At 67.8% G+C, this 11,626-nt stretch carries 7 protein-coding genes; 6 read left to right on the forward strand and 1 reads right to left on the reverse strand.

The genetic code is table 11. From position 1 onward, the window contains the following. Positions 1–492: 492 nt before the first annotated feature. The 6 genes from AC6IW9_RS21865 (at position 493) to AC6IW9_RS21890 (ending at position 10,402) form a co-directional block, all read left to right on the forward strand. Positions 493–3,681 carry a helicase-related protein gene (locus tag AC6IW9_RS21865; RefSeq protein ID WP_497767358.1) on the forward strand — a complete coding sequence of 1,063 codons (3,189 nt, stop codon included), beginning with the start codon at positions 493–495 and terminating at the stop codon, positions 3,679–3,681. 287 nt (positions 3,682–3,968) lie between these two features. Next, positions 3,969–5,375, forward strand: a complete 1,407-nt coding sequence (locus AC6IW9_RS21870; protein WP_497767361.1) for a mannose-1-phosphate guanylyltransferase/mannose-6-phosphate isomerase — start codon at positions 3,969–3,971, stop codon at positions 5,373–5,375. Positions 5,376–5,471: 96 nt separating this feature from the next. Then, entirely contained in the window at positions 5,472–5,948 is a 477-nt protein-coding gene (locus AC6IW9_RS21875; protein ID WP_497767363.1) for a hypothetical protein, read from the forward strand. A 386-nt stretch (positions 5,949–6,334) separates the two neighbouring features. Further along, positions 6,335–6,928, forward strand: a complete 594-nt coding sequence (locus AC6IW9_RS21880; protein WP_497767366.1) for a phosphatase PAP2 family protein — start codon at positions 6,335–6,337, stop codon at positions 6,926–6,928. 168 nt (positions 6,929–7,096) lie between these two features. After that, complete coding sequence (locus tag AC6IW9_RS21885) at positions 7,097–9,367, forward strand: hypothetical protein (protein WP_497767368.1); 2,271 nt, start codon at positions 7,097–7,099, stop codon at positions 9,365–9,367. A gap of 126 nt (positions 9,368–9,493) precedes the next feature. Next, the gene (locus AC6IW9_RS21890) at positions 9,494–10,402 is read left to right on the forward strand and encodes a LolA family protein (RefSeq protein WP_497767370.1); all 909 of its coding nucleotides are present in this window, start codon (positions 9,494–9,496) and stop codon (positions 10,400–10,402) included. A 53-nt stretch (positions 10,403–10,455) separates the two neighbouring features. Here the strand turns inward: AC6IW9_RS21890 and AC6IW9_RS21895 are convergent, their stop codons facing one another. Next, the gene (locus tag AC6IW9_RS21895) at positions 10,456–11,511 is read right to left on the reverse strand and encodes an NAD(P)-dependent alcohol dehydrogenase (protein ID WP_497767373.1); all 1,056 of its coding nucleotides are present in this window, start codon (positions 11,509–11,511) and stop codon (positions 10,456–10,458) included. Between the last annotated feature and the right edge of the window lie 115 nt (positions 11,512–11,626).

Genomic DNA, 11,626 nt, shown 5'->3' on the forward strand with positions numbered 1-11,626 from the left:
GTCGCGGCTCCGCCGCCGGCGTGTCCCGCGCCGCGCTAGATATCGCGGTTCGAAGCGTGCGCGGCGCCAGATCGCGTGCGAACCGAACGCCAACATCGCGAGAATAGCGATTCGTCCGTGCTGCGTTCGCGCTTTCGCCGCTCCGTTAACGCGGAGCCGCGCAGGGGCCGCCGAAATCGGATTCCGGCGATTGACAAATCGCCTGCGGCGAGTCCGCGCGCATGGCGCGCTCGAAGCGCGACGCGACGCCCGGAATCGCAAGATACAGGCAGAGAAACGCCCGTCGATCCTATATCTTGTCAGAACGAAGGATGATTCGCGCCGAGTCAGCGATTCGGCCGCGATTCGTTCTCGCCCCGTTCGAAGGATGAATCGGCGCCCGCCGTGCGGCGCCGATTCGGGACAGCCGGATTTTTCTCCTCACGGCTCGTTTCCGTCGCGCGCATCCGGAAAAGCTCGCATCGCGCCGCCAGCTGAAATAGATTGACGGCCATGAGCCCAACGCTCGCCGCCCATCGAAGCGCCGCTCCCGGCCTTCGCGCGCGCATGCAAGGCGTCGCCGCCCTGCTGGGCCCGACCAACACCGGCAAGACGCATCACGCCATCGAGCGCATGCTCTCTTATTCGAGCGGCATGATCGGCCTGCCGCTGCGGCTGCTCGCGCGCGAAGTCTATCAGCGCGTCGCCGAGCGCGTCGGCGCGGACAATGTGGCGCTCGTCACCGGCGAGGAGAAGATCAAGCCGCGCGCGCCCGCCTATTGGATCTCCACGGTCGAGGCGATGCCGCGCGATCTCGACGTCGATTTCGTCGCCGTCGACGAAATCCAGCTCGCCGCCGATCTCGACCGCGGCCATGTCTTCACCGATCGGCTGCTGCATTGGCGCGGCCGGCGGGAGACGCTGCTGATCGGCGCCGAGACAATGCGTCCGCTCGTCGAGCGGCTGCTGCCCGGCGCGCCGATCTTCGCGCGGCCGCGCCTGTCGCGACTCACTTTCGCCGGCGAGCGCAAGCTCGCGCGGCTGCCGCCGCGCAGCGCCATCGTCGCCTTCTCGGCCGAGGACGTCTATGCGATCGCCGAATGGATCAAACGCCAGCGCGGCGGCGCTGCGGTGGTGCTCGGCGCGCTCTCCCCGCGCACGCGCAATGCGCAGGTCGATCTCTATCAGAACGGCGACGTCGATTACATCGTCGCCACCGACGCCATCGGCATGGGTCTCAATCTCGACGTCGACCACATCGCTTTCGCCGCCGACCGAAAATTCGACGGCCTGCGCCATCGCCGCCTCACGCCCGCCGAATTCGGCCAGATCGCCGGCCGCGCCGGGCGCCATATGAACGACGGCGCGTTCGGCACGACCGGCCGATGTCCGCCTTTCGACGAGGATCTGATCGAGGATCTGGAGATCCATCGCTTCGATCCGGTCACGCTGCTGCAATGGCGCAACGCCGATCCCGACTTCGACTCGATCGAGTCGCTCGTCGATTCCCTGGAGCGCGCTCCGCCGGAAGACTGCCTCGTCCGCGCCCGCACGGGCGAGGATCAAATGGTGCTGGAGGTCGCGGCGCGCGACGAGACCGTGCGCCGCAATGCGAAGACCAATGCAGATATTATGAGACTCTGGGACGTGTGCCAGATTCCCGATTATCGCAAGACCTCGCCCGCCGCTCATGCCGAGCTCGCCCTCGCCATATACGGCTTCGTGGTGCGCCGCGGCCGCATTCCAGGCGATTGGTTCGCAAAGCAAATCGCCGGGGTCGACCGCATCGACGGGGACATTCACACGCTCTCCGCCCGGCTCGCGCAGGTGAGGACATGGACCTTCATCGCCAATCGTTCCGGCTGGCTCGAGAATGCGGAGCATTGGCAGAGCGTCGCGCGTCAGGTAGAGGACAGTCTGTCCGACGCCCTCCACGAGCGCCTCACCCAGCGTTTCGTGGACCGCCGCACCAGCGTGCTGATGCGTCGCCTGAGAGAGAATGCAATGCTCGAAGCCGAAATCACGACAGCCGGCGACGTCTTGGTCGAAGGTCAGCATGTCGGTCAGCTCCAGGGATTTCGTTTCACCGCCGATCCGCAGGCGACGGGCGAAGCCGCAAAGGCTCTGAACTCCGCCGCGCAGAAGGCTCTGGCCGGCGAAATCGAGGCGCGTGCGACGCGGGTCTTCGATGCGGTGGACGACGCATTCCTGCTCGGCAATGACGGAACCATTCGCTGGCTCGGCGAGCCGGTCGGCAAGATCGTCCCGGGCGCGAGCGTGCTGAAGCCGGCCGTGCGGCTGCTCGCGGACGAGCAATTGACCGGCGCCGCGCTGGAGAAGGCGCAGCATCGCCTCGATCTGTGGCTCGCGAGCCATGTGAAGAAGCTGCTCGGCTCGCTCGAGGAGCTCGAATCCGGCGAGGGACTCGAGGGAGCGCCGCGCGGCGTCGCCTATCAGCTCGCCGAGGAGCTCGGCGTTCTCGAGCGCAGCCGCGTCGCGCGCGAAATCAAAGGCTTCTCGCAGGAGGACCGCGGCGCTCTGCGCAAGAAGGGCGTGCGCTTCGGCGCCTATCACCTCTATCTGCCCGCGTTGCTGAAACCGGCGCCGCGCGCGCTCGCCGCTTTGCTGTGGGGCTTGAAGCACGGCGGGCTGGAGAATCTCAAAGGTCTCGACGAGGTTCCGCATCTCGCCGCATCGGGGCGCACCTCCTTCGCCGCCGACCCCGACATTTCCAAGGGATTCTATCGCGCCGCCGGCTTTCGCGTGTGCGGCGAGCGCGTCGTGCGCGTCGACATTCTGGAGCGGCTCGCCGATCTCATTCGCCCGGCGAGCTCCTATCGGCCCGGCGTGACGCCCGGCGAGCCGCCGGCCGGCGCCGCCGACGGCGAGGGGTTCGTCGTCACAGTGGCGATGACCTCGCTCACCGGCTGCGCGGGCGAGGCTTTCGGCTCGATCCTGCGTTCGCTCGGCTATCAATCCGCGCAGCGCCCCGGCCCGGCGATCACCGTCCCGCTGCTGCCGGCGGCCTCCACCGACCCGCTGACGCCCAATGTCGCCGCTTCGGACGCCGGCGAAGCGCCGGCGGACGCGAGCGCGGAGGCCGAGGCGGTCGAAGCGGAGACCGCGCCCGAGCCTGCCGAGGCGGCGCCGGGAGCGGCCGCGATCGAGGAAGCCGCGCCGTCCGAGGCCGCCCTCCAGGAGCCGGAGGCTCCGCCTGTCGAGGCGGAAGCCGCGGAGCCGACCGCCGAAGCGCCGGCCGAAGCCGCCGCCCCGGCGGAGCCCGAAGCCCCCGTCCTCGTCGAAATATGGACCTTGCAGCGCCACGCCCATGCCGGCCCGCGACGGCGCCCGCAAGGCGGGCCTGCGGCGCGCGGCGACGCCGCGGCGAAGGAGGGACGCCCCGCCCGCGAACGGCCCGGCGGACCGCGGCGCGGTCATGCGGGCGAGGGACGCGAGGCCGAGCGGCGCGAGGCGGCCGGCGAGCACAGGCCGCGCGGCGACGCCGCCCGCAAGGAGTCCGGTCTGCGCGGGGGCGGCAAGCCCCGCCCCGATCACCGCCCGCCGCGCGACGACGATCGCCGCAGACATGGCGGCTACTCCGCGCCGGAGCGGCGGGAGAAGGAGCGCCTGCCCGACCCGGATTCGCCCTTCGCCAAGCTGCTCGCGCTCAAGGCCGAATTGGAGAAGAAGGGCAAGAACTGAATTCCGCCTCGAATTGCCGGCTTCCGGCGGTTCATGGACGGTTCCGGGAACCCCCGCCGAAGGCCGGTCGTCGCTCGGCCGCTCCGGGCCCTTCAGATTGCGCCAACTTGCAAAGCTCGCCCGACTCGGCCTAATTCTGGCGCAGTCTCGTGTGAGAGAGGCGCGTGATGCGCGCCATGCGCCGGCCGGCCTCGCCGCGCCAGGATGACGGGCCGACAGGTTTTCGGGCTCGTCCCCTCGTTGCGCTTGCGCGTTCGATGGACCCGCCCTCGACCGAAAGGCGAGCAATGACGAAGATACTTCCTGTGATCATGTGCGGCGGCGCCGGCACGAGAGTTTGGCCGGAATCGCGCGAAACTCTTCCCAAACAGTTCATTCCCCTGGTCGGCGACCGCTCGACCTTCCAGACCACGATGGCGACGCTCGCCGATCCGGCTTTCGAGAAGCCGATCGTCGTCTCCAACATCGACTATCGGTTTCTCCTCGCCGATCAGCTGCGCGAGATCGGCGCCGAGGCGGATATCGTGCTCGAGCCGATGCGCCGCGACTCCGCCGCGGCGGTGGCGGTCGCCGCCGGGCTCGCCGCGCGGCGCTCTCCGCAGACGGTCGTCGTGGTGCTGGCCGCAGATCATGTCGTGCGCGACCGCGCCGCCCTCGTCGACTTGTGCAAGACGGCGGCGTCGGTCGCGGCGGACGGCTATATCGTGACCCTCGGCGTGAAACCGGATAATCCGGCGACCGGCTATGGCTATATCCGGCCCGGCGGGAAACTCGCCGGCGAAGTGATGAAGCTCGACGCTTTCGTCGAGAAGCCCGATTTGGAGACGGCGCAAGCCTATGTCGACGCCGGCTATCTCTGGAACAGCGGCAATTTCATTTTCCGCGCCGATGTGATGCAGGCCGAAATCGCCCATTTCGAGCCCGCCATCTCCGACGCCGCCGAACGCGCGATCGACGGCGCGCGCCGCGATCTCGATTTTCTCGTGCTGAACGGCGAAGCCTTCGCGCGCGCGCCGAAGACGTCGATCGATTACGCGGTGATGGAGAAGACGACCAAGGCCGCGGTGATTCCAGCCGACATCGGCTGGTCCGACGTCGGCAATTGGCGCGCCGTATGGGAGCTCTCGGAGCGCGACGCGCAGGGCAATTCGGTGCGCGGCAACGGCCTCATCCGCGACGCGCGCAATGTCCATGTGCGCTCCGACGACACGCTGACCACGGTCGTCGGCGTCGACGACGTGATCGTGGTGACGACGCAGGACGCGGTGCTGGTGCTGAGCCACGAGCACGGCGACACGGTCAAGCAGCTCGTCGATCAGCTGAAGCGCGAAAACCGCCGCGAGGCCGGCGAGCACAAGCGCATCTTCCGCCCGTGGGGCTATTACCAATCCGTCGATTCCGGCCAGCGCTATCAGGTCAAGCGCATCGTCGTGAAACCCGGCGCGCGGCTGTCGCTGCAGAAGCATTTTCATCGCGCCGAGCATTGGATCGTCGTGAAGGGCACCGCCGAGGTCGGACGCGACAAGGAGACTCATCTCGTCCATGAGAACGAGTCGATCTATCTGCCGATCGGCTGCGTGCATCGCCTCGGCAATCCCGGCAGGATCGACCTCGAGCTGATCGAGGTGCAGACCGGCTCCTATCTCGGCGAGGACGATATCGTCCGCCTGGAGGATGCGTACAACCGCGGCTGAGCGCGCCTCGCATATCTGCCCGCGCAAGGGGCGTCACGCGCGTCTTATAGAGGCGCGAGGGCGCATCATGCCCCGCGCGCGGGCCGCCGATTGATTTTGCGCGATCTGCCCGGCTTTCGGACGACCCCGCCGAAGGATGAGCAGCGTCGCATCGGCGTTCCATTTTTGGGCAGGAAATCGGCGGGCTCCCGACGAATTCCGACGTCATATTTCATTGTGGCACGTGGCTTGAAGCCGGGCGTCGAGCCGATGCCGTTCGTTCCATTTCGAGACGGAGCCGGTCCTCTCACGAATCGCACCGCCGGCAGCGGCCGGCAGCGTGAGAGCGGCTCGAAAAGGGATATTATGGACAGGCGCATCAAATTGACCGACGTGGATCGCCCGCACGAACCATTGGAAGTGGAGATCGAACGCGTCACGGAATCGATATTGCGCGTGCTCGTGCCGAACACGGTCGTGCGCTTCGACATGCGCCGCATGCGCGAGGACGCTCCTTTCGAAGGCTCTCTCGGCGGCCGTTCTTTCGTGTTCGATCCAAACGAAACGACGAAAGGCAAGAAGCCGCGCAAATAGAGCGACGGCGCGCCCGGCTCGATATGGCACAAGCTCCGCCGCGCGCTGGCCGGGTGGGCGCCAAAATGACACATCCGACGTCGCGGCGCAGAGACCCGCCATTTCACGACTGATGCGACGCAATCGAGACCAGGACGCGCTCCGACGGCGCTCGCGTCTCGTTCATGCGCCACACGCGCGGCTCGTGTTCGGCGCGGCTGCAACGGACGCCGACGATCGTGATCCAACCTCGAGCCGTGCAGAGCATAGAGCGCGGAGTCGCCGGGATCTTCGGAGATTCGAGGCGGAGAGCGTGACGAATATGCGACGATCCTCGCCGGGACTGTCATGTAATTCGAGACGAAACGTCACGAAAGCGCAGCATCGCGCGCCTATTCGTTCGTCTCATGCAGATCGCCTCCAATCGACATGTCACGCAAGAGCGCATCGGCCTCCGTGAGACGGCGACGAGCTTGCGCAAGCGCTTACAGCAAGCCGACCTCGCCGGCGTGCATGTCGTCTCGCGCTCGGCGCGTCCGGCGCCGGGCCGCATTCTGGCGATCGTCATCAGCAAGCTCGGCAATGGCTGGATCTATCCGATCCTCGCCGCAGTGGTCTTCTTTTCGCTCGGACGCGCCGCGCTTCCCGTCGTCGCGCTCGCCGGCGCCAATGCGGCGGTGCTGCATATTCTCTTTCCGATCATCAAACGGCGCATCGGCCGGCCGCGCCCGTTCCATGTCGATCCGCGGCTCACCTCTCTGCTGCGCATTCTCGACGAACATTCTTTTCCGAGCGGCCATATGATGACGCTGTCCGGCGTTCTGGCGCCGATCGTCATCGCCTGGCCGTCCGCGGCGGGCTCCGCGGCCGCGCTCGTGCTGTCGATGGCCTGGTCGCGCATCGCCACCGCGCATCATTATCCGAGCGACGTGCTCGGCGGCTTCGCGCTCGGCGCCGCAATGGGCTATCCCCTGTCGGCATGCGCGCTCGCCTATCTCTGAGCCAAGGCGAAACACCCGCAAAAACAAGCTTCCCATTTCAGCGACGCGCCGCGGAGCGCGGGTGCGGTCGCCTTTGTCCGCGCGAGGCGAGTTCAAGCCCGCGCGGCTCTATGATAAGCCAGACTCCGGCCTCACAGCCCATCTTCCCTGTGCGAAGGAGCCGGACTCATGGCGGACGCCGACTCGACGCTTTCCGCGGCGGAGGAGATCGCGCCCGCCGAAGCGACGCCGGTCCCCGATTCGAATCATGGTCTTTTCGAGCGTGCGCGCACGCGTCTTCGCAGCGCGATCGCCGCGCCGCCCACGCTCGACATCGGCCGCATCGCGGCGGCCGTCGTCGTTCCCGTCTTCTGCTGGGTGTTCTACACGACTTCGAGCGGCATGATCGACATCATGCGGCGCGAGTCCGGCGACCTCGTCGGCGTCCTCGGCGCGATCATCGGCACGACCGCCATTCTGACCATGCTGGCGGCGACCTCCTGGTCGCTCGGCGCCGATCTCGGCGCGCTGATCATGCGACGCCAATTCCTCGGCGAGCGCATCGTCGTCAAGACCATCGTCACCGCGGCCGTGTTCCTGTTCGTCTTCTGCATCTCGGCCTTCTTCTCCTTCACTTACTACTACACCAACATCTTCAACCTCTCGTCGAAGAAGCTCGCCGCCGAGACGCAGCCGATGGAGCTCGCGGCCGAAGTGCTGCTTCCCGTTTCCAAGGCGATTGCGGGCGAATATGACGCGCAGACGGCGCGCATGGAGGCGACCCCGGGCCTCGGAGCCTATCTCGACGCGCTCGACGCTCTGTTGCAGACCGTCAATGTCGCCTCGATGCGCCTCGACGAAGGGCTCGAGAAGAGCCGCGAAGGGCGCCGCCGCATTGCGCGGGAAGCGGCGCGCCGCAAGGCGGCCGAGCTCGAAGACGCGCAGGCCGCCGCGCGCCGCATCTCGGAAATTCGCGCGCGCATCGCGGCGCTGAGCCAGACGGTCGCCGATCTCGATCCCATCATCAAAGCCAAGGAGGACGAGATCGTCGCGCTCACCTCGACCGTCCGGCAGGAAGAGCAGCTCGCGGTGGACGCCTCCAAAGGGCTCGACGGGCTCGGCGCGGCCTGCGGCCCCAATTGCGAGTCGCATCACGCCAAGGCCCGAGCGGCGCAGAAGCGCATCGGCGCGTTGCGCGAGACTCTGGCCGGTCCGACGACACAGAAGAGCGAAGCGATACGCCAGCGCGACGCGCTCGCCGCGGAGATCGTCACGCTGCGCGAGAAAGCGGAGAGCGCGAGCGAAACGCCCGCGCCGGCGTCCGCCCCCGCCGCAGCGGAAGAGGAGCCGCGCGACGTCGCCGGGGCCGCGCGGAGGCTCGCCGTTCTGCGCGATCAGATCCGCGCCGATCCGCGCTGGGCGAAAATAAGGGAGGCGAAGGCGCCCTGCGAGGAGATCGTCGGCGCCATGCGGCAGGCGGGCGTCGCCAACCCCGCCGTCCCCGCGGATTTTTCCTGCGAGCCGGAAGGGGTCGAGGCGCACGACCTGCTCACCGCGCGCGAGGAGGCGATCGCCGGCCGCGCCGCCTTCGATCAGAAATGCGCGCTCGACGGCGCCATTCGCAGCGAGCTCGCCGCGCTCTCCTCGCGCATCCGCACGGCGGTCGCGGCGGGCAAATCGGCCGCATCCGCGGGCTTCGACGACGCCAAGAGGCTGGTCGACGATTGCGTCGTCACGGCCAAGGCGGCGGGCCTGCCGGAAGCCGAAGTGCAAGCCTTCCTGAAGCGCAGCGACAATTTCCTGCGCACGCGCAGCATGGATCGCAACCGCTTCGAGTTGGCGCGCGAGGCCTTCGTCTCGATGACGCCCGACGCGACCATGGCGCTCGGCGTCGCCGTCGCGCAGGACGCCTTCATGTTCGTGATGAAGCTGCTCGCGGAGATTTTCAAAGGACGCGAGCAGCGCGCAAGAGCGCCGGCGTCGGTGTTCCCCGCCCTCGACGTCGCCGATAGCGACGGTGACGACAGCGACGTGCGCGTGATGAAAGCGCTGCTGCGCCTCTCCCGCCCGCTGCCCGGCGAAAGCAGCGCCTTCGACGGCGGCTCCAGCGGCGTCGCCGAGTTGCCGATCGAGGCGCGCAGCAATCTCATCGGCCTGCTCAACCGGCTGGTGCGCGAGGGCGTCGCCCATCTCGACCGCAAGGGCGTCTATCGTCTGGACAATCGCACGCTGGCCGAGGTGGAGGCGCGGCTCGCGCTCGCGCTGAAGCGGGCGTCTCGCGGGGGCGCGGCCTCGGCGCGCATGGACGCTCTCGCCGCCGAGCTCGCGGCGGGGGACGGCGGCCGCGGCGGCTGGCGCCGGCGCCGCAGCGCGCTCGACCGCTATTTGACGCCGCGCATCCCCGCGCCCGCGGAGGAGGAGGACGCCGCCGATGCGGATCATGCGCGGGGGTTCGGCTGACGGGGCTGGTCGATCGGCCGGCGAATCGCCGAGAATGCCGACCCAAGATCGGCCATATCGTCGTGCTAGCGATTCGCTCGCGGGCGCCCGAAGCGGCGCGCTCGACCCTTCGGAGCCCGGATTCTCGTGAAATTACCTCTCCTCGCCGCCCTATTGTCTCTGGCCTTCCTGCCGTGCTTCGCGGCGCCGGCCGGGGCCGAGCTGTTTCAGCCCTGGCCGACCCCCGTTCCCGCCAAGCCGCCGGCCAAGGCGCCCGCCCGCGCCGTGACCAAGCCCGCCAAGGAGGCGGCCAAGCCCACGGCTGTCAAGCCCGCAGCCGGCAAACCGGCGCCGGCCAAGACCGCGCATGAGAAGGCGCCGGCCAAGCCGGAGGAGCCGCATGCGGCGGCGGCCGCCAAGCCGACCGCGGCCAAGCCGCCCGTCGAAGGAAAAGCCGCCGCGACCAAGCCCGCGGCCGAGCCGGCCAAAGCGGCGGCCGCGACCGCCGCTGCCGTCGCGCCGCCAAAGCCGCTCGACAGGGCGGAGGCGATCAAGCGGGCCGAAGCCTCGCTCAATGCGTCGCCCGTGTTGACCGCCGATTTCGTCCAGATCGGCGGCGACGGCCGGCGCGCCGAGGGCAGGCTGTTCATCCACAAGGTCGGACGCATGCGCTTCGAATATGCGCAACCGGCGACGATGGAGGTCGTCTCCGACGGCGTCACCGTCGCCGTGCGCGACCGCAAGCTCAACACGCAGGACCTCTATTTCATCGCCCAGACGCCGCTGAAATTTCTGCTCAACGAAAAGATCGACCTCGAGAAGGACGTGAAGCTCCTCGACGTCGTCATCGACGATTCGGGAGCCGCGATCACGATAGAGGACAAGGCCACGCTCGGCGGAACGTCGAAGATCAAGCTCTTGTTCGACTCGAAGACGTTCGAGCTCAAGCAGTGGCAGGTCTCCGACCCGCAGGGCTACGAGACGCTGGTGTCGCTGTTCAACATCGACCGCGACAGCGCGCCCGATCCGAAGCTGTTCAAGGTCGCCAAGGATTGAAGCGCTCTCCTTCTCCCGCTCGCGGGAGAAGGAGAGCGCACTTTTTTGAATCGTCACGCCGCCTTCAGCGTCGCCATGTCGATGACGAAGCGATATTTCACGTCGTTCTTCAGCATGCGGGCGTAGGCGGTCTCGATTTCCGGCATGGCGATCGTCTCGATGTCGGCGACGATGCCGCGCTCGGCGCAGAAGTCGAGCATCTCCTGCGTCTCCTTTATGCCGCCGATCAGCGAGCCGCCGATCTGGCGGCGCTTGAAGATCAACCCGCCCGCCGAGGGCGAGGAATGCGGCGTCGCCGGCACGCCGACCAGGGTGAGCGCGCCGTCGCGCTTCAGCAGATTCACATAAGCGTCGAGGTCGTGGCCGACCGCGACAGTGTCGAGGATGAAATCGAGGCTTCCCGCCCGCGCCGCCATGGCTTGCCTGTCGGTCGAGACGACGACCTCGTCGGCGCCGAGCGCGAGCGCCGCCTCGCGCTTGCCCGGCGAGGTGGTGAAGGCGACGACATGGGCGCCGAGCGCATGGGCGAGCTTCACGCCCATATGGCCGAGACCGCCGATGCCGACGATCCCGACCGCTTTGCCGGGGCCGACGCCCCAATGCCGGAGCGGCGACCAGGTGGTGATCCCGGCGCAGAGCAGCGGCGCGACGCCGGCGAGTTCGGTATCGGGATGGCGGATCGCCAGCACGAAATGCTCGTCGACGACGATTTTTTCCGAATAGCCGCCGTAGGTGTTCTCGCCCGAGCCGTCGAGCGGCCCGTTATAGGTGGCGGTGAAGCCGTGCTCGCAATATTGCTCGAGCCCCTCGTCGCAAGAGAAGCAGCGGCGGCAGCTCGCGACCATGCAGCCGACGGCGGCGAGATCGCCGACCGCGAATTTCGTGACCTCGGGGCCGACGGCCGTCACGCGGCCGACGATCTCATGGCCCGGCACGCAGGGATAGCGGGTGCCCGGCCATTCGCTGCGGGCAGTGTGCAGATCGGAATGGCAGACGCCGCAATAGAGAATATCGATTCCGACGTCCTTCGGGCCCGGCGCGCGGCGGTCGATGGCGATGGGACCGAAGAGCGCCTCGGCGGACTGGACGGCATAGGCTCTGGTGGACATGGGGGCCTCATTGTGAAAGCCGTGCAATATCATGAAGACATGACGTCGACATAGCAATATGCTGGCGTGGCCGCCGCCGGAGAGCCGCGTTTTCCTGTATTGATTGCGGGAGCAA

Source organism: Methylosinus sp. shoA (assembly GCF_059718125.1).

Coding starts and splice junctions, on each gene's coding strand:
- AC6IW9_RS21865 (WP_497767358.1), top strand. CDS start 493: ATGAGCCCAACGCTCGCCGCCCATCGAAGCGCCGCTCCCGGCCTTCGC.
- AC6IW9_RS21870 (WP_497767361.1), top strand. CDS start 3,969: ATGACGAAGATACTTCCTGTGATCATGTGCGGCGGCGCCGGCACGAGA.
- AC6IW9_RS21880 (WP_497767366.1), top strand. CDS start 6,335: ATGCAGATCGCCTCCAATCGACATGTCACGCAAGAGCGCATCGGCCTC.
- AC6IW9_RS21885 (WP_497767368.1), top strand. CDS start 7,097: ATGGCGGACGCCGACTCGACGCTTTCCGCGGCGGAGGAGATCGCGCCC.
- AC6IW9_RS21895 (WP_497767373.1), bottom strand. CDS start 11,511: ATGTCCACCAGAGCCTATGCCGTCCAGTCCGCCGAGGCGCTCTTCGGT.